Source organism: Pseudomonas sp. NFX71, from assembly GCF_048079215.1.
In the GTDB taxonomy this organism is placed as follows: Bacteria; Pseudomonadota; Gammaproteobacteria; order Pseudomonadales; family Pseudomonadaceae; genus Aquipseudomonas; species Aquipseudomonas fluorescens_B.
In genome coordinates this window covers 2,858,076-2,878,893 of sequence record NZ_CP182230.1, presented here as the reverse complement: position 1 = coordinate 2,878,893, position 20,818 = coordinate 2,858,076, and the positions used below count along the sequence as shown (strand labels likewise).

Annotated in this window: 17 protein-coding genes; 13 read left to right on the top strand and 4 right to left on the bottom strand. The window is 59.7% G+C overall.

Features of this window, described 5'->3' with window-relative positions:
• Window positions 1-72 precede the first annotated feature (72 nt).
• On the bottom strand, window positions 73-633 hold the full coding sequence (locus ACM1ZW_RS13155) for a response regulator transcription factor (RefSeq protein WP_017336511.1): 561 nt from the start codon (window positions 631-633) through the stop codon (window positions 73-75).
• A complete protein-coding gene (locus tag ACM1ZW_RS13150; RefSeq protein WP_017336510.1) occupies window positions 626-1,888 on the bottom strand; it encodes an ATP-binding protein in 1,263 nt (420 codons plus the stop codon). The genes ACM1ZW_RS13155 and ACM1ZW_RS13150 overlap by 8 nt, the downstream gene beginning before the upstream one ends.
• Window positions 1,889-2,258: 370 nt before the next feature.
• Between ACM1ZW_RS13150 and ACM1ZW_RS13145 the strand changes: the two genes are divergently transcribed.
• The 9 genes from ACM1ZW_RS13145 (at window position 2,259) to ACM1ZW_RS13105 (ending at window position 14,658) form a co-directional block, all read left to right on the top strand.
• Window positions 2,259-2,975, top strand: a complete 717-nt coding sequence (locus ACM1ZW_RS13145; RefSeq protein WP_017336509.1) for an SIMPL domain-containing protein — start codon at window positions 2,259-2,261, stop codon at window positions 2,973-2,975.
• A 916-nt stretch (window positions 2,976-3,891) separates the two neighbouring features.
• Entirely contained in the window at window positions 3,892-5,517 is a 1,626-nt protein-coding gene (locus ACM1ZW_RS13140; protein WP_414879352.1) for an ABC transporter substrate-binding protein, read from the top strand.
• A gap of 306 nt (window positions 5,518-5,823) precedes the next feature.
• Complete coding sequence (locus tag ACM1ZW_RS13135) at window positions 5,824-7,425, top strand: ABC transporter substrate-binding protein (protein ID WP_017336508.1); 1,602 nt, start codon at window positions 5,824-5,826, stop codon at window positions 7,423-7,425.
• A 171-nt stretch (window positions 7,426-7,596) separates the two neighbouring features.
• A complete protein-coding gene (locus tag ACM1ZW_RS13130; protein ID WP_416740672.1) occupies window positions 7,597-9,015 on the top strand; it encodes an OprD family porin in 1,419 nt (472 codons plus the stop codon).
• A gap of 78 nt (window positions 9,016-9,093) precedes the next feature.
• A complete protein-coding gene (locus tag ACM1ZW_RS13125) occupies window positions 9,094-10,689 on the top strand; it encodes an ABC transporter substrate-binding protein (RefSeq protein WP_414879351.1) in 1,596 nt (531 codons plus the stop codon).
• Window positions 10,690-10,763: 74 nt separating this feature from the next.
• Window positions 10,764-11,774, top strand: a complete 1,011-nt coding sequence (locus tag ACM1ZW_RS13120; protein ID WP_017336505.1) for an ABC transporter permease subunit — start codon at window positions 10,764-10,766, stop codon at window positions 11,772-11,774.
• A gap of 13 nt (window positions 11,775-11,787) precedes the next feature.
• The gene (locus ACM1ZW_RS13115) at window positions 11,788-12,699 is read left to right on the top strand and encodes an ABC transporter permease subunit (RefSeq protein ID WP_031318385.1); all 912 of its coding nucleotides are present in this window, start codon (window positions 11,788-11,790) and stop codon (window positions 12,697-12,699) included.
• Window positions 12,700-12,709: 10 nt separating this feature from the next.
• Window positions 12,710-13,678, top strand: a complete 969-nt coding sequence (locus ACM1ZW_RS13110) for an ABC transporter ATP-binding protein (protein ID WP_017336503.1) — start codon at window positions 12,710-12,712, stop codon at window positions 13,676-13,678.
• On the top strand, window positions 13,678-14,658 hold the full coding sequence (locus ACM1ZW_RS13105) for a peptide ABC transporter ATP-binding protein (RefSeq protein ID WP_416740671.1): 981 nt from the start codon (window positions 13,678-13,680) through the stop codon (window positions 14,656-14,658). Before ACM1ZW_RS13110 ends, ACM1ZW_RS13105 begins: the two co-directional genes overlap by 1 nt.
• Window positions 14,659-14,785: 127 nt before the next feature.
• On the opposite strand, the gene ACM1ZW_RS13100 is transcribed toward ACM1ZW_RS13105, so the two are convergent.
• On the bottom strand, window positions 14,786-15,037 hold the full coding sequence (locus ACM1ZW_RS13100; protein WP_416740670.1) for a hypothetical protein: 252 nt from the start codon (window positions 15,035-15,037) through the stop codon (window positions 14,786-14,788).
• 338 nt (window positions 15,038-15,375) lie between these two features.
• Complete coding sequence (locus ACM1ZW_RS13095) at window positions 15,376-16,959, bottom strand: peptide chain release factor 3 (RefSeq protein ID WP_017336500.1); 1,584 nt, start codon at window positions 16,957-16,959, stop codon at window positions 15,376-15,378.
• A gap of 388 nt (window positions 16,960-17,347) precedes the next feature.
• Between ACM1ZW_RS13095 and ACM1ZW_RS13090 the strand changes: the two genes are divergently transcribed.
• From ACM1ZW_RS13090 to ACM1ZW_RS13075, 4 genes are read left to right on the top strand one after another with little or no spacing between them, the layout of a single operon-like run.
• Window positions 17,348-18,064 carry an ABC transporter permease gene (locus tag ACM1ZW_RS13090; RefSeq protein ID WP_017336499.1) on the top strand — a complete coding sequence of 239 codons (717 nt, stop codon included), beginning with the start codon at window positions 17,348-17,350 and terminating at the stop codon, window positions 18,062-18,064.
• Between the two features lie 20 nt (window positions 18,065-18,084).
• Window positions 18,085-18,978, top strand: a complete 894-nt coding sequence (locus ACM1ZW_RS13085; RefSeq protein WP_017336498.1) for a glycine betaine ABC transporter substrate-binding protein — start codon at window positions 18,085-18,087, stop codon at window positions 18,976-18,978.
• A gap of 12 nt (window positions 18,979-18,990) precedes the next feature.
• Window positions 18,991-19,644, top strand: a complete 654-nt coding sequence (locus tag ACM1ZW_RS13080) for an ABC transporter permease (protein ID WP_007942812.1) — start codon at window positions 18,991-18,993, stop codon at window positions 19,642-19,644.
• Window positions 19,641-20,798 carry a betaine/proline/choline family ABC transporter ATP-binding protein gene (locus tag ACM1ZW_RS13075; RefSeq protein ID WP_017336497.1) on the top strand — a complete coding sequence of 386 codons (1,158 nt, stop codon included), beginning with the start codon at window positions 19,641-19,643 and terminating at the stop codon, window positions 20,796-20,798. The genes ACM1ZW_RS13080 and ACM1ZW_RS13075 overlap by 4 nt, the downstream gene beginning before the upstream one ends.
• The last annotated feature ends 20 nt before the right edge of the window (window positions 20,799-20,818 follow it).

The window sequence follows — 20,818 nt, the reverse complement described above, 5'->3', positions numbered from 1 at the left end:
CACGCACGAACCGATCATAGAGGATCGGTTCGGTCTGTCGCGAGGCGTGGCCGGCATTCGTTCAGCGCAGGTTCAGCGACGAACGGGACGTTTCTGCAGTTTGCGCTGCAGCGTGCGGCGGTGCATGCCCAGGGCGCGGGCAGTGGCGGAGATATTGCCTTCGTGTTCGGTCAACACACGCTGGATGTGTTCCCACTGCAGGCGATCCACCGACATCGGGTTTTCCGGTACCAGGGTGTCGAGGTCGGCGTGCTCGGAGAGCAACGCGGCGAGGACGTCATCGGCATCTGCCGGTTTGCACAGGTAGTTGCACGCACCGCGCTTGATCGCCTCGACGGCGGTGGCAATGCTCGAGTAACCGGTGAGGATCACCACGCGCATGTCCGGGTCGAGTTCGAGCAGTTTGGGCAACAACACCAGGCCCGAATCGCCGTCCATTTTCAGGTCCAGCGCGGCGTAGTCCGGGATGTCGGCCTGGGCGATGGTCAGGCCTTCTTCGGCGGAACCGGCAGTGCTGACGCGAAAACCGCGGCGGGCCATGGCTCGCGCCATCACGCGGGTGAACGTGGCGTCGTCATCTACCAGCAGCAAATGCGGCAGCTCTTCGCCTTCGACTTGGATCTCGTCACTCATGTTCGTCTCCTCGGGCGACACGGGGCAGGCGCAGCTCGGTGAGCGTGCCGCCTTCCTCATGACTGTAGAGTTTCACTGAGCCGCCGGCGCGTGTCACGCTGGCCTTGCTCAAAAACAGGCCCAGGCCGAAACCTTTGCCCTTGGTGGTAAAAAACGGTTTGCCGATCTGTTCGGCAATGGCCAGCGGCACACCGGCGCCGTGGTCGCGAATGCTGATGGTCAAATCCTCGGCATTCCAGTCCAGCGTCACTTGCAGCCCTTCGGGGCAAGCGTCGGCGGCGTTGTTGAGCAGATTCAGCAGCGCCTGGGTCAGGTCAGGCGGCGGCGCCATGCGCGGCACGGTGCCCTGGCCCAGACGCTGGAAGCGGTAGCTGGCTTCCGGGCGCATCAGGTGCCAGCGGTTCAGCGCTTCGTCGAGCCAGTCGGTGACGTCCTGCATTTCCACCGCCAAACGGCGATTGGCCTCCGCCGCCCGAACAAGCTGTTGCAAGGTTTCCTTGCAGAGCTTGACCTGATCCTGCAGTACGCTCAGGTCGTCCTGCAACATCGGGTCATGATGGTCCTGGCGCATTTCCTTGAGCAGCACGCTCATGGTCGCCAGCGGCGTGCCCAGTTCATGGGCGGCACCGGCGGCCTCGGTCGCGACGGCCAGTAATTGCTGATCACGCAGGCCTTCTTCGCGACGGATGGCGCGCAGTTCTTCCTGGCGGCGCAGCTCTTCGGCCATGCGCGCGGCAAAGAAGGTGATCACCGCGGCGGCCAGGGCGAAACTCAGCCACATCCCGTAGACCTGCAGGTTTTCCCGGGCAATCGGGAAGGTTTGCAACGGATAGAAACCCGCCAGCAGCAAGGTGTACATCGTCAGCGCAATGCCCGACAGGATCACCGAATAACGCCATGGCAGCGTCACGGCGGCGATCGTCAGCGGCACCAGGTAATAAGAGACGAAAGGGTTGGTCGAGCCCCCGGAGAAATACAGCAAGGCACTGTGGATAAACAGGTCGCAGGCCAGTTGCACGGCGTATTCGAGTTCGGTGACGGGCCATGAAGTGCGCAAGCGGATCGCCGTGAACGCGCACAGCAACATCGAACAACCGAGGGTCGCGGCCAGTTGAAACCAGGGCAGCGGCAGCAAGTCGAGCCAGTAGGCCAGGCCCACGGAACCGGCCTGGGCGGCCAGCACCAAGGTGCGGATGAACGTCAGCCGCCAGAGATTCTGACGAGTCGCGGAAGTGATTTGAACGGGGGCGAGCATGAGCTCTCCTGATGAGCGCTCCAGGCGGATCGCACGGAGTATAACCAAGCACGGGGGCTGACAGGCAAAAGTGCGGCAAACGGCCACAGGCGCCAACGAGTTTCCCATGTGGCGAGGGAGCCTGCTCCCGCTGGACTGCGCAGCAGTTCCAAAACCTGCCACCGCGATTCAACAGTCAAACCGCGTCAGCCGATTTGCGAATGCTGCGCAGCCGAGCGGGAGCAAGCTCCCTCGCCACAAAAGTCCTTCAGTGGATCACCGGTCCATCTGTATAGAAGTTGTAACTGTGCGAACCGGATCATTAAAGCTAGAGTCTGATGGTTTCACGCAGGCTCGGACCCAACCCCTGCGCATCGCCCAAGGAGTTTTCATGCACACTTTCCGCCGCAGCGCCGCCCTCCTCGCCCTCAGCGTTGGCACCATCGCCAGCCTCCCGGCCCTGGCTGCCGACGAGCTGCATTACAACCAGATATCCCTGCGCGCCGAAGTCAGTCAGGAAGTCGCCCGCGACCTGATGATCGTGACCCTCTACACCGAAGAACAAAACACCGACCCGGCCAAACTCGCCGCGGACGTCAGCACCACCATGAACAAGGCGCTGGCCCAGGCCAAGCAAGTCAAGGACATCACCCTGCGCCAGGGCAGCCGCAACAGCTACCCGATCTACGACACCAAGGGCCAGAAAATCACCGGCTGGCGTGAGCGTGCGGAACTGCGCCTGGAAAGCTCCGACTTCGCCGCGCTGTCGAAGCTGACCGGCGAACTGCTGACCGACCTGAAAATGGGCGGCATGGACTTCGCCATCGCCACGCCAACCCGCAAGGCCAGCGAAGATGCACTGCTGAAAGATGCTGTAACGGCCTTCAAAGCCCGCGCGCAACTGGCCACCGATGCACTGGGCGGCAAGGGTTACAAAATCGTCAACCTGAACCTCAACAGCAACGGTTACCCACAACCGTACATGCGCGGCCCGATGATGATGAAAGCCGCCAGCATGGACGCCGCACCGGTGACCCCGGAAGTCGAGGCCGGCACCAGCCAGGTCAGCATGACGGCGGACGGGGTGGTTGAAGTGTTGCTGCCTTGATTCGATAACCCGTACAAAAAAACGGCGATCACCGAAGTGATCGCCGTTTTTTATTGCCTGACAAAAGGCAGCGGTGGAACTGCCTGATATGTGGCGATCGCACCGCCGCCATCGCTGGCAGGCCAGCTCCCACAGGGATCGGGGGCATCAGCGGAAATCGGGTCGGCTGTCAGGCCGCCATCCCACGCAATGGATCAGCGCCCCCACCCACCAAACCACGAGGCCGAGCGTTAGCTCGCCTTGCGCTCTTGATCTTGATCCACCCGCCCCTTCGGGAGGCTGAGTGGAGGTGTTCATCCGGGGAGTGGCGCGCAGCGCCGTTCGACGCAGTCGAACACGCTGCATGTAGGTCGTCGCGAAGCAGACCGGAGGGCAGTGTCCCCGGAAGAATACCGGAGCGAAGGAACGCCGAGCCTCAGCGAGGGGCCGGACGCTCGGGGCGAGCCTTTTTTTGCTTACTTTTTTTTGGCGTTTGAAAAAAAAGTGAGTCGCCGTAAGGGCGAAACCGCCAGCCGCCGTTACCGCAGAAATGGATATGTACTCAATCAGCCAGAACCTGGTCGGCTACCAGGCCGCCAAGATAAAGATCACTGCAAACCACCAAGGTGTCCACTGACAAACAGCAACGAGCCAAACTGGGGGGGTATAAATAAGTAACACCGCGCTCCAACCGGGTGCGCCAGACACCACGATCGCCCCCTGCCAGTGCATGGTTTGCACCGAAAAAACCCTGCGCAAACGGTCAAATGCGCACGAATTTACACATATGCGACATTAAGGTACGTTCGTGCCACTGTTTAACGCCTGTGGTCGCTCAGGATCTTGCATTGGGTATGGCCCCTGCATAAGTATCCGCAGGCACGGCTCACGAGGTCGTCCTCTAATTCCAAAAATGACAACAAATCATGAGGCCAACATGCTTAAACACGCGGTCATTCCGTTTTTAGTCGGCGCCAGCTTGTTAGCTGCCGCACCTTTCGCCCAAGCGGCGACTAACCTGGTGTTTTGCTCCGAAGGGAGCCCGGCCGGTTTTGATCCTGGTCAGTACACCACCGGAACCGACTTCGACGCCTCTGCAGAAACCATGTTCAACCGCCTGACTCAGTTCGAGCGCGGCGGCACCGCCGTTATTCCTGGTCTGGCGACCAAATGGGACATCTCCGATGACGGCCTGACGTACACCTTCCACCTGCGTGAAGGCGTCAAGTTCCACACCACCCCGTACTTCAAGCCGACTCGCGAGTTCAACGCCGACGACGTGCTGTTCACCTTTAATCGCATGATTAACAAGGATGACCCGTTCCGTAAGGCGTACCCGACCGAATTCCCGTACTTCACCGACATGGGGATGGACACCAACATCACCAAGATCGATAAAGTCGACGACCACACCGTCAAGTTCACCCTCAAAGAAGTGGACGCTGCGTTCATCCAGAACATGGCCATGAGTTTCGCTTCGGTACAGTCCGCCGAGTACGCCGCTCAACTGTTGAAAGAAGGCAAAGCCGCCGACATCAACCAGAAGCCGGTCGGCACTGGCCCGTTCGTGTTCAAGAGCTACCAGAAAGACTCCAACATCCGCTACACCGGGAACAAGGACTACTGGAAGCCTGACGACGTCAAGATCGACAACCTGATCTTCGCCATCACCACCGACCCGTCGGTGCGTATCCAGAAGCTGAAGAAGGGCGAGTGCCAGATCACTCTGTTCCCGCGTCCGGCTGACCTGAAGGCGCTGAAAGAAGACAAGAGCCTGAAGGTGCCTGACCAGGCTGGTTTCAACCTGGGTTACATCGCCTACAACGTGATGGACAAGATCAAGGGCAGCGATCAGCCGAACCCGATGGCCCAACTGAAAGTGCGTCAAGCGCTGGACATGGCCGTCAACAAGCAGCAGATCATTGATTCCGTTTACCAGGGTGCAGGTCAACTGGCCGTCAACGCCATGCCGCCGACCCAGTGGTCTTACGACACCACCATCAAGGATGCGCCGTACAACCCTGAGAAAGCCAAGGAGCTGCTCAAGGAAGCCGGCGTCAAGGAAGGCACCGAGATCAACCTGTGGGCGATGCCGGTGCAGCGTCCTTACAACCCGAACGCCAAGCTGATGGCAGAAATGCTGCAGTCCGACTGGGCCAAGATCGGCATCAAAGCCAAGATCGTGACCTACGAGTGGGGCGAGTACATCAAGCGCTCCAAAGGCGGTGAAAACGGCGCGATGCTGATTGGCTGGAGCGGCGACAACGGTGACCCGGACAACTGGCTGAACGTGCTGTTCGGCTGCGATTCGCTGCAGGGCAACAACTTCTCCAAGTGGTGCGACAAGAAGTTCGACGGCATCGTCAAGGAAGCCAAGCGCACGACCGACCAGGCCAAGCGCACCGAACTGTACAAGCAGGCGCAACACGTCCTCAAAGACGCTGTTCCGATGACACCTATCGCTCACTCGACGGTGTTCCAACCCATGCGCAACGAAGTGCAGGATTTCAAGATCAGCCCATTCGGCTTGAACTCCTTCTACGGCGTTAGCGTCAGCAAATAAGATCTGGCAACGGCGACGTTTTTGACGTCGCCGTTGCTTTATCTACCGAGAAAGCAGGAAAACACCTACATCCAATTCTGCCGAGTACTACAGCGGCGGGGTCGGACGCGTTGCCCTTTCCTACGAGTCTTTAGGACTCTTCGCATTTACTGCCAGACCCACGGTTCATACCGTCGGGATCTGACCAGCTTATGCGTGGGCTTTCGGTTTTTGCTGCACGTCATGGCTTGAGATCAATGATGCCTTCACGTCCCGGACGGGAACGCGGCTCATTGAAAACACTTAGAGAAAGAAAAAGGGAGCGTCATGCGCCATACCTTGGTTTTATCCGCATTGCTGGGCACCGGCCTGCTGGCCGCCACTTCCATCAGCCAGGCCGCCAACAACAGCCTGGTGTTCTGCTCCGAAGGCAGCCCGGCTGGCTTCGACACCGCGCAGTACACGACCGCGACCGATAACGATGCCGCCGAGCCGTTGTACAACCGACTGGCAGAATTCGAAAAAGGCGCCACCAACGTCGTACCAGGCCTGGCAACAAGCTGGGATATTTCCGAGGACGGCCTCAAGTACACTTTCCACCTGCGCGAAGGGGTGAAATTTCACACGACCAAGTACTTCACGCCGACCCGTGACTTCAACGCCGACGACGTGCTGTTCACCTTCAATCGCATGCTCGATCCGCAGCAACCTTTCCGTAAGGCTTATCCAACCGAATTCCCGTACTTCAACGGGATGAGCCTGAACAAGAACATCGCCAAGGTCGAGAAGACCGGGCCGCTGACCGTGGTCATGACGCTCAACAGCGTGGACGCCGCGTTCATCCAGAACATCGCCATGAGCTTCGCCGCCATCCTGTCCGCCGAATACGCCGACAAGCTACTCGCCGAAGGCAAGCCGAGCGACATCAACCAGAAGCCGATCGGCACCGGGCCGTTCGTGTTCAAGAGCTACCAGAAAGATTCCAACATCCGTTACAGCGGCAACAAGCAGTACTGGGACCCGAGCCGGGTCAAGCTCGACAACCTGATTTTCGCCATCAACACCGACGCCTCGGTGCGCGTGCAGAAGCTCAAGGCCAACGAGTGCCAGATCACCTTGCACCCGCGCCCTGCCGACGTTGAAGCGTTGAAGAACGACGCCAAGCTCAAACTCATCGAGAAGCCCGGTTTCAACCTCGGCTACATCGCCTACAACGTGCGCCACAAGCCGTTTGACCAGCTCGAAGTGCGTCAGGCCCTGGACATGGCGGTGAACAAACAAGGCATTCTCAACGCGGTGTACCAAGGCGCCGGGCAACTTGCGCAAAATGCCATGCCGCCGACCCAATGGTCCTACGACGAGACCATCAAGGACGCCGCCTACAACCCGGAAAAAGCCAAGGAACTGCTCAAGGCTGCCGGCGTGAAAGAAGGCACCGAAATCACTTTATGGGCGATGCCGGTTCAGCGCCCGTACAACCCGAACGCCAAGTTGATGGCCGAGATGCTCCAGGCTGACTGGGGGAAAATCGGTCTCAAAGTGAAGATCGTCAGCTACGAATGGGGCGAGTACATCAAGCGCACCAAGAATGGCGAGCACGACGTCAGCCTGATTGGCTGGACCGGTGACAACGGGGACCCGGACAACTGGCTCGGCACGCTTTACAGCTGCGACGCCATTGGCGGCAACAACTACTCCCAATGGTGTGATCCGGCTTACGACAAGCTGATCAAGCAGGCCAAGGTCGTCACCGATCGTGACCAGCGCACCGTGCTCTACAAACAGGCCCAGCAGTTGCTCAAGCAGCAAGTGCCGATCACGCCTGTCGCCCACTCGACGGTCAACCAGCCGTTAAGCGCCAAAGTCGAAGGATTCAAGGTGAGTCCATTCGGCCGCAACGTGTTCTCGGGCGTCAGTATCGACCAATAACCGATTAGCCAAAACGCTGGGGGCGGATTCCGCCCTCGCGCAAGCGTATTGCCGCAATTTGCCTTTAAGGCCTGAAGCAAACGTTTGCGATGCCCTGCATGAGTTCCAAAACCAATAGTCGGATCACCCAAAAAGACCGACATTAAAAAAAGAAAGTAAGGAGCTTCACCCATGAAACTGAGCAGCACCGCGTTATTAGCCCTGGCCATCAGCAGCGTCACCGCCACGGCGTACGCAGAATCCCAGAGCCAGGCTTTCACACCGGTTACCGTCAAGGAAAAGAGTGCCCAAAGCGAGGCCACCGGCTTCGTCGATGGCCAGTCGGTCACCGGCTCCACGCGTAACTGGTATGCAAATGAGCTGTTCAAACGGGGCGCGACGCTTAACTATCAAAAAAATGGTGAGACCCGCACGACTGACCGTCGCATCAACTGGGTGCAAGGCACAATCGTCAAGTACAACTCGGGCTTCACCGAAGGCACCGTAGGCTTCAGCACCGAAATCGCGGCCTACAACGCCATTGCCCTGGACCGTGATCGCAAAGACCTCGCCTCCGGCAACGGCGGTGCTCCCGAGCCAGGCCGCAGCGGTCGTGGTAACAACCGTACTTTGACTGAAAATGGCGGCGACGCTGTTGATCAGTGGAGCAAACTGGGCCTGGCCAACGTCAAGGCGCGCTTCTCCAACACCACCCTGACGGCCGGCCGCCAGAACTTCAGCAGCCCGCAAGTGGATGTCATTGGTAACCGTCCGCTGCCTTCGAGCTTCGAAGGTGTGACCCTGCACAGCGAAGAACTGGAAAACCTGTCCTTCGACCTCGGCACCTTCGACCGTAACTCGCCGCGTACCGAACAGAGCCAGCGCAAGTTCCGCTCCGAATACGGCGACGGCACTGCCGAAGCGGATCACGTCAACACCGCCGGTATCACCTACCAGCCGTTCGCCAGCCTGACCACCAGCCTGTGGGGCACCCAGGCTGAAGACCTGTGGAACCAGTACTACTTCGGCGCCAGCCATGTGTTGGGTGACAGCTCGATCCTGAGCCTGACCACCGGCCTGAACTACTACAAAACCGTGGATGAAGGCAAAAAACTGCTGGGCGATATCGACAACGACACCTACTCCCTGTCGTTCGGTCTGACTCACACGGCTCACACCCTGACCTTCTCCTACCAGGAAGTGAACGGTAACGAGTACTTCGACTACCTGCACGAAACCAACGGCATCTACCTGGCCAACTCCCTGCTGTCGGACTTCAACGGCCCGAACGAGAAATCCTTCCAGGTTGCCTACGGCCTGAACATGGCTGAATACGGCGTTCCAGGCCTGAAGTTCAACATCTACCAGGCTCGCGGCTGGGGCATCGACGGCACCAAGTACAAGGGCGGCGGCTACGACGGCGTCCAGCTGATGGACGGCGAGCATCACTATGAATACGGTATCGGTGCTGCGTACGCCGTGCAGAGTGGCCCGCTCAAAGCGACCGCTATTCGCGCGACCTACACCACTCACCGCGCCAGTGAAAACCAGGCGGATGGCAGCCTCAACGAGTTCCGTCTCGTGACCACCATCCCGTTCAATATTCTGTAATGCACCTGCCGAACGGCTGATCCAGCGATGAATCAGCCGTTCGGCTTTTGTCCTTTAACCGATTGCAGAGGGTTCTTGATGAAAATGCTTCCCCTACGTGCGGCCATCGCTGCCGCGTTGCTGAGTGTTGCCGTTGGCGTCTCGGCCAAACCCCTGGTGGTTTGCACCGAAGCCAGTCCGGAAGGCTTCGACATGGTCCAGTACACGACTGCAGTCACAGCCGATGCGGTGGCCGAAACCATCTTCAACCGCCTGGCGGACTTCAAGCCCGGCACCACGGAAGTGATTCCGGCGCTGGCCGAGTCCTGGGATATCAGCGAGGACGGCCTGACCTACACCTTCCACCTGCGCAAAGGCGTCAAGTTTCACACCACCGACTACTTCAAGCCGACCCGCGACATGAACGCCGACGACGTGGTCTGGAGCTTCCAGCGTCAGCTGGACCCGAATCACCCGTGGCACAAGCTGTCGAGCGTGGGCTTCCCGTACTTTGAAAGCATGGGCTTCAAGGAACTGCTCAAAAGCGTCGAGAAGATCGACGACAACACCGTCACCTTCACCTTGACCCGCCGCGAAGCGCCATTCCTGGCCGACATCGCCATGGCCTTCTCCTCTATCTATTCCGCCGAGTACGCCGACCAGCTGCTCAAGGCGAACAAGACCGGCGACCTGAACAACAAACCGGTCGGCACCGGCCCGTTCATTTTCCAGCGTTACGCGAAGGACGCGCAGGTTCGCTTCAAGGCCAACCCGGACTACTTCCGTGGCAAGCCGCCGGCGGATTCGTTGATCCTGGCCATCGCCACCGACAACAACGTGCGCCTGCAAAAACTCAAGGCCAACGAGTGCCAGGTGGCGCTGTATCCGAAGCCGGATGACATCCCGAGCATCAAGAAAGACGCCAAACTGAAGGTTGACGAGCTGAACGCGATGACCGTTTCGTACATCGCCATGAACACCACGCACAAATACATGAGTGATGTGCGCGTGCGTAAAGCCATCGACATTGCCTTCGACAAAGAGGCTTATGTCAACGCGCTGTTTGGCAAAGGCAATGCGACCGTGGCGGTCAACCCGTTCCCGGATACGCTGCTGGGCTACAACCACAGCCTGAAAAATCCGGCCCGTGACCTGGACAAGGCCCGCGCCCTGCTCAAGGAAGCCGGCGTACCGGAAGGCACCACCTTCACCCTGTTCACCCGCAACGGCGGCGGTCCAACCAACCCGAACCCGATGCTCGGCGCGCAGATGATGCAGGCCGACCTGGCCAAGGTCGGTATCAAGATCGACATCCGCGTGATGGAATGGGGCGAAATGCTCAAACGTGCGAAAAACGGCGAGCACGATATGGTTTCCGCCGGATGGGCGGGCGACAACGGCGACCCGGATAACTTCCTGACGCCTATGCTCAGTTGCGAAGCCGCGAAGAACGGCGAAAACTATGCGCGCTGGTGCAATGACAAGTTCCAGGCACTGATCGACCAGGCCCGGGAAAAAACCGATCCGGCCGAGCGGGCAGCGCTGTACGAACAGGCCCAGGTTATTTTTAACCAGGACCAGCCATGGATCAGCATGGCGCACACTAGAATGTTCACCGCAATGCGCAACAACGTAGAGGGCTATCACATTAGCCCCCTTACCACTAATAACTTCGCCACCACCCAGGTGAAGTAGATAAGAAAACTCCCGGTGTCCCTGACTCCAGGGACACCAGGCACGCCTAACCGGCTGATGAGGTACACCACAAGATGTTTAGTTTTATTGCCCGCCGATTGGGGTTATTGATCCCCACGTTCTTCGGCATCACCTTGCTGACTTTCGCGTTGATTCGCATGATTCCAGGCGACCCCGTGGAAGTAATGATGGGCGAACGTCGAGTCGACCCCGAAATGCATGCTCAGGCAATGGAACGCCTAGGTCTGAACAAACCGCTGTATGCCCAATACCTGGATTACATTGGCAAACTGGCCCACGGCGATCTCGGCGAATCCCTGCGTACCCGGGAAAGCGTCTGGAGCGAATTCACTTCCCTATTCCCCGCGACCCTGGAACTGTCCATGGCCGCCCTGTTGTTCGCCGGCATCCTGGGCCTGTTGGCCGGGGTGATCGCGGCACTCAAGCGAGGATCCCTGTTCGACCATGGGGTGATGGGCATCTCCCTGGCGGGATATTCGATGCCGATCTTCTGGTGGGGCCTGATCCTGATCATGTTCTTCTCGGTGTCCCTGGGCTGGACCCCGGTGTCCGGGCGGATCGACCTGCTCTATGACATCGAGCCGCGCACCGGCTTCATGCTGATCGACACGCTGCTGGCCGATGACGTCGGTGCGTTCTTCGATGCCTTGCATCACCTGATCCTGCCGGCCATCGTGCTCGGCACCATTCCGCTGGCGGTTATTGCGCGGATGACCCGTTCGTCGATGCTCGAAGTGCTGCGTGAGGACTACATCCGTACCGCCCGCGCCAAAGGCCTGTCGCCGTCGCGCGTGGTGTTCGTGCACGGCCTGCGCAACGCGCTGATTCCGGTGCTGACCGTGGTCGGCCTGCAAGTCGGCACATTGCTGGCCGGTGCGGTCCTGACCGAAACCATCTTCTCGTGGCCCGGCATCGGCAAATGGCTGATCGAAGCCATTGGCGCACGGGACTATCCCGTGGTGCAGAACGGCATCCTGTTAATCGCCTGCCTGGTGATTCTGGTCAACTTCGTGGTGGACATCCTCTACGGCTTTGCCAACCCACGCATCCGTCATCAGCGCTGAGATCATCATGACCATGACCACTCCAATTCCAGCGGTAGCAGTCGATCAAAGCCTGCTGTATCCGTCCCCGTACAAAGAATTCTGGCAGGCGTTTTCCAAGAACAAAGGCGCCGTTGCCGGCCTGATGTTCATGCTGCTGGTGATTTTCTGCGCGATCTTCGCGCCGTGGGTTGCCCCGCATAACCCGAGCGAGCAATACCGCGACTTCCTGCTGACCCCGCCGTCCTGGCTGGAAGGCGGGCAGATCCAGTTCCTGCTCGGCACCGATGAACTGGGTCGCGATCTGCTGTCGCGACTGATCAACGGTTCGCGCCTGTCCCTGCTCATCGGCTTGTCGTCGGTGGTGATGTCGCTGATTCCGGGCATCCTCCTGGGTCTGTTCGCCGGGTTCTTCCCGCGCGTGCTCGGCCCGACCATCATGCGTCTGATGGACATCATGCTGGCCCTGCCGTCCCTGCTGCTGGCCGTGGCGATTGTCGCCATCCTCGGCCCTGGCCTGATCAACACCATTATTGCCATCGCCGTGGTTTCGTTGCCGTCCTATGTTCGTCTGACCCGCGCCGCGGTGATGGGCGAATTGAACCGCGACTACGTGACCGCCGCGCGCCTGGCGGGTGCCGGTCTGCCACGCCTGATGTTCGTCACCGTGCTGCCTAACTGCATGGCACCACTGATTGTTCAGGCGACCCTGAGCTTCTCCTCGGCGATTCTCGATGCCGCGGCACTGGGCTTCCTCGGCCTTGGCGTACAACCGCCAACCCCTGAGTGGGGCACCATGCTGGCTTCGGCTCGCGACTACATCGAACGCGCCTGGTGGGTCGTCAGTCTGCCTGGTTTGACCATTTTGCTCAGCGTGCTGGCAATCAACTTGATGGGCGACGGCCTGCGCGATGCGCTGGACCCGAAACTCAAGAACGCCGCCTGAGGAGATTCAAATGTCACTGTTAGAAATCAAGAATCTCAACGTTCGCTTCGGCGACAAGAACGCCGTTCCGGTGGTCGACGGGCTCGACATTTCCGTGGACAAGGGTGAAGTGCTGGCCATCGTTGGCGAGTCGGGCTCCGGTAAATCCGTGACCATGATGGCGCTGATGGGCCTGATCGAGCACCCGGGGATCGTCACCGCCGACGCCCTGAATTTCGACGGCAAGAACATGCTCAAGCTCAGCAACCGTCAGCGTCGGCAAATTGTCGGCAAAGACCTGGCCATGGTCTTCCAGGACCCGATGACCGCGCTGAACCCGAGCTACACCGTCGGCTTCCAGATCGAAGAAGTGCTGCGCCTGCACCTGAAGATGTCCGGCAAGCAAGCCCGCGCCCGCGCCATCGAACTGCTGGAAAAAGTGGAAATCCCGGGCGCCGCCAGCCGTATGGACGCCTACCCGCATCAACTGTCGGGCGGTATGAGCCAGCGTGTTGCGATCGCCATGGCGATTGCCGGCGAGCCGAAACTGCTGATCGCCGACGAACCGACCACCGCCCTCGACGTAACGATTCAGGCGCAGATCATGGACCTGCTGCTGGCGTTGCAGAAAGAGCAGAACATGGGCCTGGTGCTGATCACTCACGACCTCGCGGTCGTGGCCGAAACCGCTCAGCGCGTGTGCGTGATGTACGCCGGCCAGGCGGTTGAAGTCGGTCAGGTGCCGCAGCTGTTCGACATTCCGGCGCACCCGTACAGCGAAGCGTTGCTCAAGGCGATTCCGGAACACAGCCTCGGCGCCACGCGCCTGGCCACGCTGCCAGGCATCGTCCCCGGTCGTTATGACCGTCCGCAAGGTTGCCTGCTGTCGCCGCGCTGCCCGTATGTGCAGGACAACTGCCGTGCGCAACGTCCGACCCTTGACCCGAAAAGCAACAGCCTCGCCCGCTGCTTCTACCCGCTGAACCAGGAGGTGGCGTAATGGCCGTCGTACTTACCGCCCGCGACCTCACCCGTCACTACGAAGTGTCCCGTGGCCTGTTCAAGGGTCATGCGACCGTACGCGCCCTGAACGGTGTGTCGTTCGAACTGGAAGCCGGCAAGACACTGGCCGTCGTAGGCGAATCGGGTTGCGGCAAATCCACCCTGGCCCGGGCCCTGACGCTGATCGAAGAGCCCTCTTCCGGCTCGTTGAAAATCGCCGGGCAGGAAGTCGCCGGCGCCGACAAGACCCAGCGCAAGCAACTGCGCAAAGACGTGCAGATGGTGTTCCAGAGCCCTTACGCCTCGTTGAATCCACGGCAGAAAGTCGGTGATCAACTGGCCGAACCGCTGTTGATCAACACCAGCCTGAGCGCAACCGAACGTCGCGAGAAAGTGCAGGCGATGATGAAGCAGGTGGGTTTGCGCCCTGAGCATTACCAGCGTTACCCGCACATGTTCTCTGGCGGTCAGCGCCAGCGGATCGCCCTCGCCCGCGCAATGATGTTGCAGCCCAAAGTGCTGGTCGCGGACGAACCAACCTCGGCGCTGGACGTGTCGATCCAGGCGCAGGTGCTGAACCTGTTCATGGATCTGCAGCAGGAGTTCAACACGGCGTACGTGTTCATCTCCCACAACCTCGCGGTGGTGCAACACGTTGCCGATGACGTGATGGTGATGTACCTCGGCCGCCCGGTGGAAATGGGCCCGAAGAACGACATCTACGAACGCCCGTTGCACCCGTACACCCAGGCGCTGCTGTCGGCCACCCCGACCATTCACCCGGACCCCAACAAGCCGAAAATCAAGATCGTCGGCGAGTTGCCCAACCCGTTGAACCCGCCGTCGGGTTGCGCTTTCCACAAGCGCTGCCCGTACGCAACCGACCGCTGCAAAACCGAAGAGCCAGCCTTGCGCCCTCTCGATAACCGCCAGGTGGCGTGCCACTACGCCGAGCAGTTCCTCGACGGCGCGGCATAACGGGCGAAGAAAAACCTGTGGGAGCGGGCTTGCTCGCTGCCACAGGGGACACCCGGCCTGTTCAAAAACCCCTTCTGCCCTGGCTGCGCATCAGTCAGGGCAGAAGGGGTTTTCTTTTGCCTGCTACTTAAGCCCCTTCATCTTCATCGGTATCGGCATCCGGATCCTCGGTGGTCGAATCGTCATCATCCGCGCTGCCGCCCTGACCTTGATCGCCGGGCTCCGACTCGGACGCGGCGATCATCAGCCCGGAGTGCGTCACCTGCCCGCTCGACGCTTGCTCATCATGAGACGAACATTCCGCCCACGCCGCTGACATGCCAACCGACAGCAGGACCAAAACCTTCAGCAACAACACAATGCGTTGAAAAATGCTCATGACCGATTCCATCCTTTTACAGGTGAAACGTTGAAGCCCGACGGCACTGAGAGACATTCGGTTCCGATGGGGCGGGTTCTCCAGATAGGACTCTGACGATGCGCGGGAAATGCCATGGATGGGGAGACTGGTTTGGAATAATGTTTATACCCAAACCCACCAACAACGCTGATCCCTGTGGGAGCCAGCCTGCTGGCGATAGCGGAGTGACATTCAACACATTGATTGAATGAAAAAATGCCATCGCCAGCAGGCTGGCTCCCACCGTTGACCGCGTCAGGTATGAAAAAGCCCCGGTGCTTTCGCGACCGGGGCTTTTTATTGTTTCAACTCAGCGCTTAGTGATGCTCACGCGTCGCACGGAATTTCACATCCGGCCAGCGCTCTTCCATCAACGCCAAATTGACCCGGGTCGGGGCCAGGTACGTCAGGTGACCGCCGCCGTCAACCGCGAGGTTTTCCACGGCCTTGACCTGGAACTCCTCGAACTTCTTCTTATCGTCGCAATCGATCCAGCGTGCGGAATACACGGTGATCGGCTCGTAGGAGCACTCGACCTTGTATTCCTCTTTCAAGCGACTGGCGACCACATCGAACTGCAGCACACCGACGGCGCCGAGGATGATGTCGTTGCTGCGCTCGGGGAAGAACACCTGGGTGGCGCCTTCTTCGGCCAATTGCTGCAAGCCTTGACGCAGTTGCTTGGATTTCAGCGGGTCACGCAGGCGCACGCGACGGAACAGTTCCGGAGCGAAGTGCGGGATACCGGTGAAGCCCAGGACTTCGCCTTCGGTGAAGGTGTCGCCAATCTGGATGGTGCCGTGGTTGTGCAGGCCGATGATGTCGCCGGCAAACGCCTCTTCCAGTTGCTCACGCTCGGAAGAGAAGAACGTCAGGGCATCGCCGATGCGCACATCCTTGCCGGTGCGCACGTGGCGCATCTTCATGCCCTTCTCGTATTTGCCGGAGCAGATACGCATGAAGGCGATACGGTCGCGGTGTTTCGGGTCCATGTTCGCCTGGATCTTGAACACGAAGCCGGTGAATTTCTCTTCGACCGGTTCCACGGTGCGTTCGTTGGCGACACGGGCCAGCGGTTTCGGCGCCCAATCGACCACGGCGTCGAGCACATGATCGACACCGAAGTTGCCCAGCGCAGTACCGAAGAACACCGGTGTCAGTTGGCCGTCGAGGAATTCCTGCTGATTGAATTCGTGGCAGGCGCCCTGCACCAGCTCCAGCTGATCGACGAAGCGATCGTATTCATCACCCAGATGCGCGCGGGCTTCGTCGGAGTCGAGCTTCTCGATGATTTTCACATCGGTACGCTCGTGACCGTGACCGGCGGTGTACACAATGATGTAGTCATCGGCGAGGTGATAAACGCCCTTGAAGTCGCGGTAGCAACCGATCGGCCAGGTGATGGGTGCAGCCTTGATCTTCAGGACCGCTTCGATTTCGTCGAGCAGTTCGATCGGGTCGCGGATGTCACGGTCGAGTTTGTTGATGAAGCTGACAATCGGCGTATCACGCAGACGGCAGACGTCCATCAGCGCGATGGTCCGTGGCTCTACACCCTTACCACCGTCGAGAACCATCAACGCCGAGTCGACCGCCGTCAGGGTGCGGTAGGTGTCTTCGGAGAAGTCTTCGTGGCCCGGGGTGTCGAGCAGGTTGATCATGTGATCGCGATACGGGAACTGCATGACCGACGTGGTAATCGAGATACCACGCTGCTTTTCCATTTCCATCCAGTCGGAGGTGGCATGGCGGTCGGACTTGCGAGACTTCACCGTGCCGGCAACCGCAATCGCCTTGCCCATCAGCAAGAGCTTCTCGGTGATGGTGGTCTTACCGGCATCGGGGTGGGAAATAATGGCGAAAGTGCGGCGTTTCGCGACTTCGGCGGCCTGTTTGGTCATGGGAAATCGCCTGGCGGTGATTCAAAAAAGGGCGGCGAGTATAGCGCAAACAGACCTTGGCAGACCACCGCTCGGCCCGCCACACGGATCTTTGTAGGAGCGTGTTGTGGCATCGCGCGGGGACGTGCCTGGGCATTAAGGGTGGCTATCTGCTGTTAAATATGGAACCTTTTAAAAGGTAGAGACGTCCACTCCCCTGTTACAGCTCTCGTAGCAGGGTTTGAAGAACCTGCAAGTTAGCCTGACGAGGCTGCGCTTATGGCTCGATCTCATGCGGTTGCATCAGCATGAAGAGCTGCTTCTCGCGAACGTTGATAATCCCGGCAGCCAGGAATGGCATTGCCACTCGGGACTGCGTTCGCCGACAAAGAAAAAAAGGAGTCCGCCTGTGGCTATTCGCTATGGCAAGGGGCTGACAGGAGGTGCGGTTGTCGTCGCCCTTCTGGCCCTGCTGGTCCACTGGATTGGCATCAACACGATCGAACATTACCGCGACGATTTGTTGTTTTACCTGCAAGCTCACCTGATTCTCGTCCTCGTTTCCATGCTGGCCGCCCTCGTTGTGGGCATCCCCGCCGGTATCTTCCTCAGCCGCCCGACCATGGTGGGCCGCGCTGAACGCTTCATGCAGATCTTCAACATCGGCAACACCGTGCCGCCTCTCGCCGTACTCGCCATCGCCCTGGGTATCCTCGGCATCGGCAGCGGCCCCGCGATCTTCGCCCTGTTCCTCGCCTCGTTGTTGCCGATCGTGCGCAACACCTATGAAGGCCTGAAAAACGTCCAGGGTTCACTCAAGGAAGCGGCCGTCGGCATCGGCATGACGCCGACTCAAGTGCTGTGGCGGGTCGAACTGCCGAACGCCGTGCCGATCATCATCGGCGGTGTGCGTGTGGCGCTGGCGATCAACGTCGGTACCGCGCCACTGGCGTTCCTGATCGGTGCCAACAGCCTGGGCAGCCTGATTTTCCCCGGCATTGCCCTGAACAATCAGCCGCAACTGCTGCTCGGCGCGGCCTGCACCGCCCTGCTGGCCTTGCTGCTCGACGGTCTGGTGACACTCGCCAGCCGCCTCTGGCTCGAACGCGGCTTGCGCCCGTCTTAAGCCTCGGCAAAGGAACTGACATGAAAAAAATATGCTTATTTATAGGCTGCGCCCTGCTGTTCGCAGGATTTGCCCAAGCCGCTGAAAAACCCGTGATCCGCATCGGCGCCCGGGTGTTCACCGAGCAAACCCTGCTCGCGGAAATCACCGCCCAATACCTGCGCACCAAGGGTTATGACACCCAGGTGACCGGCGGATTGGGCAGCAACCTGGCCCGCAGCGCCCACGAAAGTGGTCAGCTGGATTTGATGTGGGAATACACCGGTGTGTCGTTGGTGGCTTACAACCATGTCACCGAAAAACTCGACAGTGCTCAGTCCTACGCCAAGGTGAAAGAACTCGACGCGAAAAAAGGCCTGATCTGGCTCACTCCGTCGAAATTCAGCAACACCTACGCCCTGGCCCTGCCGGAAAAAACCGCGAAGGCCTACCCGCAGATCAACACCATCAGCGAGCTGAACACGGTGCTGCAGGCTGAGGCGAAGACTAATCACCTGGTCGCGCTGGACACCGAGTTCGCCAACCGTTCCGACGGCCTGGACGGCATGGTCGACCTTTACGGCATGAACCTGACCCGCAAAAACATCCGGCAGATGGATGCCGGGCTGGTCTACACCGCCCTGCGCAATGGCCAGGTATTTGCCGGCCTGGTCTACACCACCGACGGTCGCCTGAACGCCTTCAAGCTCAAGCTGCTCGAAGACGACAAGCACTACTTCCCGGACTACACCGCCGCGCCGGTGGTGCGTCAGGCTTACCTCGATGCCCACCCGAAACTCGCGGAGGAGATCAAGCCACTGGCCGAGCTGTTCGATGACGACACCATGCGTGCGTTGAACGCACGGGTCGATGTCGATCACGAAAGCCCTTCATCCGTTGCCGCCGATTTCCTGCGCCAGCATCCACTCAACTAAGGAGGAAAAGCCATGGAATTTCTCAACGCCTTTTCCCATCTCGACTGGCCGCTGGTGCTGCACCTGACCTGGCAGCACATCACCTTGGTCGGCATCGCCGTGACATTGGCGATTCTGGTCGGCGTGCCGCTGGGCATTCTGATGACGCGCTTCCCGACGCTCGCCGGCCCCTTGCAAGCCAGCGCCACGGTGCTGCTGACCGTGCCGTCGATTGCACTGTTCGGTCTGCTGCTGCCGTTTTACTCGAAATTCGGCCAGGGCCTGGGTCCGATGCCGGCGATCACCGCGGTGTTTCTGTACTCGCTGCTGCCGATCATGCGTAACACCTACCTCGCCCTGACCGGCGTTGAACCGGGTATTCGCGAAGCCGCGCGCGGCATCGGCATGACTTTCGGCCAGCGCCTGCGCATGGTCGAACTGCCGATTGCCGTGCCGGTGATCCTCGCCGGTGTACGCACTGCCGTGGTCATGAACATCGGTGTCATGACCATCGCCGCGACCATCGGCGCCGGTGGCCTCGGTGTACTCATTCTCGCTTCCATCAGCCGCAGCGACATGTCGATGCTGATCGTCGGCGCCGTGCTGGTCAGTCTCCTGGCCATCTTCGCCGACCTGCTTCTGCAATGGCTGCAACGCACGCTGACTCCAAAAGGACTCCTGAAATGATCGAACTTCAAAACCTCAGCAAGACCTTCCAAAGCAACGGCAAAGATGTGAAAGCCGTGGACTCGGTGAGCCTGACCGTCAATGAAGGCGAGATCTGTGTGTTCCTCGGGCCATCGGGCTGCGGCAAAAGCACCACGCTGAAGATGATCAACCGCCTGATCAAACCGACCTCGGGCAAGATCCTGATCAACGGCGAAGACACCACCGACCTCGACGAAGTGACCCTGCGTCGCAACATCGGTTATGTGATCCAGCAGATCGGCCTGTTCCCGAACATGACCATCGAGGAAAACATCACCATCGTTCCGCGCCTGCTGGGCTGGGACAAACAGAAATGCCACGACCGCGCCCGCGAGTTGATGAGCATGATCAAGCTGGAGCCCAAGCAGTATCTGACGCGCTACCCGCGGGAACTGTCCGGCGGCCAACAGCAGCGGATCGGCGTAATTCGCGCACTGGCGGCGGATGCACCGCTGTTGTTGATGGACGAACCGTTCGGCGCGGTCGACCCGATCAACCGCGAGATGATCCAGAACGAATTCTTCGAGATGCAGCGCGCGCTGAACAAGACCGTAATCATGGTCAGCCACGACATCGACGAAGCGATCAAACTGGGCGACAAGATTGCAATCTTCCGCGCCGGCAAACTGTTGCAGATTGACCATCCAGACACTTTGCTTGCGCACCCGGCGGACGACTTTGTCAGCAACTTCGTCGGCCAGGACAGCACGCTCAAGCGTCTGTTGCTGGTGAAGGCTGAAGACGCGGCGGACAACGCGCCGTCGGTCAGTCCGGAAACCTCGGTGACCGAAGCACTGGAATTGATGGACGAACTGGACCGTCGTTACGTGGTGGTCACCGATGGTGAGAACAAGGCGCTCGGTTATGTACGACGTCGCGACCTGCACCGTCAGACCGGCACTTGCGCGCAATACCTGCGTGAGTTCAATGCCACCGCGGCGTACGACGAGCATTTGCGCATCCTGCTGTCGCGGATGTACGAGTTCAATCGCTCGTGGTTGCCGGTGATGGATGCCGAGCGGGTGTTCCTCGGGGAAGTGACTCAGGAATCGATTGCCGAGTATTTGAGCTCGGGCAAATCCCGTGGGGGCAAGACCAGCATTGTTTCGCCAGCCGAGACTGCTGTCGCCTGACCGACCCTGTGGAGAGGGAG

Bases quoted from the DNA above. Each gene is read 5' to 3' on its own strand.
- ACM1ZW_RS13155 (WP_017336511.1), bottom strand. From the start codon at position 633: ATGAGTGACGAGATCCAAGTCGAAGGCGAAGAGCTGCCGCATTTGCTG.
- ACM1ZW_RS13150 (WP_017336510.1), bottom strand. From the start codon at position 1,888: ATGCTCGCCCCCGTTCAAATCACTTCCGCGACTCGTCAGAATCTCTGG.
- ACM1ZW_RS13145 (WP_017336509.1), top strand. From the start codon at position 2,259: ATGCACACTTTCCGCCGCAGCGCCGCCCTCCTCGCCCTCAGCGTTGGC.
- ACM1ZW_RS13140 (WP_414879352.1), top strand. From the start codon at position 3,892: ATGCTTAAACACGCGGTCATTCCGTTTTTAGTCGGCGCCAGCTTGTTA.
- ACM1ZW_RS13135 (WP_017336508.1), top strand. From the start codon at position 5,824: ATGCGCCATACCTTGGTTTTATCCGCATTGCTGGGCACCGGCCTGCTG.
- ACM1ZW_RS13130 (WP_416740672.1), top strand. From the start codon at position 7,597: ATGAAACTGAGCAGCACCGCGTTATTAGCCCTGGCCATCAGCAGCGTC.
- ACM1ZW_RS13125 (WP_414879351.1), top strand. From the start codon at position 9,094: ATGAAAATGCTTCCCCTACGTGCGGCCATCGCTGCCGCGTTGCTGAGT.
- ACM1ZW_RS13120 (WP_017336505.1), top strand. From the start codon at position 10,764: ATGTTTAGTTTTATTGCCCGCCGATTGGGGTTATTGATCCCCACGTTC.
- ACM1ZW_RS13115 (WP_031318385.1), top strand. From the start codon at position 11,788: ATGACCACTCCAATTCCAGCGGTAGCAGTCGATCAAAGCCTGCTGTAT.
- ACM1ZW_RS13110 (WP_017336503.1), top strand. From the start codon at position 12,710: ATGTCACTGTTAGAAATCAAGAATCTCAACGTTCGCTTCGGCGACAAG.
- ACM1ZW_RS13105 (WP_416740671.1), top strand. From the start codon at position 13,678: ATGGCCGTCGTACTTACCGCCCGCGACCTCACCCGTCACTACGAAGTG.
- ACM1ZW_RS13100 (WP_416740670.1), bottom strand. From the start codon at position 15,037: ATGAGCATTTTTCAACGCATTGTGTTGTTGCTGAAGGTTTTGGTCCTG.
- ACM1ZW_RS13095 (WP_017336500.1), bottom strand. From the start codon at position 16,959: ATGACCAAACAGGCCGCCGAAGTCGCGAAACGCCGCACTTTCGCCATT.
- ACM1ZW_RS13085 (WP_017336498.1), top strand. From the start codon at position 18,085: ATGAAAAAAATATGCTTATTTATAGGCTGCGCCCTGCTGTTCGCAGGA.
- ACM1ZW_RS13080 (WP_007942812.1), top strand. From the start codon at position 18,991: ATGGAATTTCTCAACGCCTTTTCCCATCTCGACTGGCCGCTGGTGCTG.
- ACM1ZW_RS13075 (WP_017336497.1), top strand. From the start codon at position 19,641: ATGATCGAACTTCAAAACCTCAGCAAGACCTTCCAAAGCAACGGCAAA.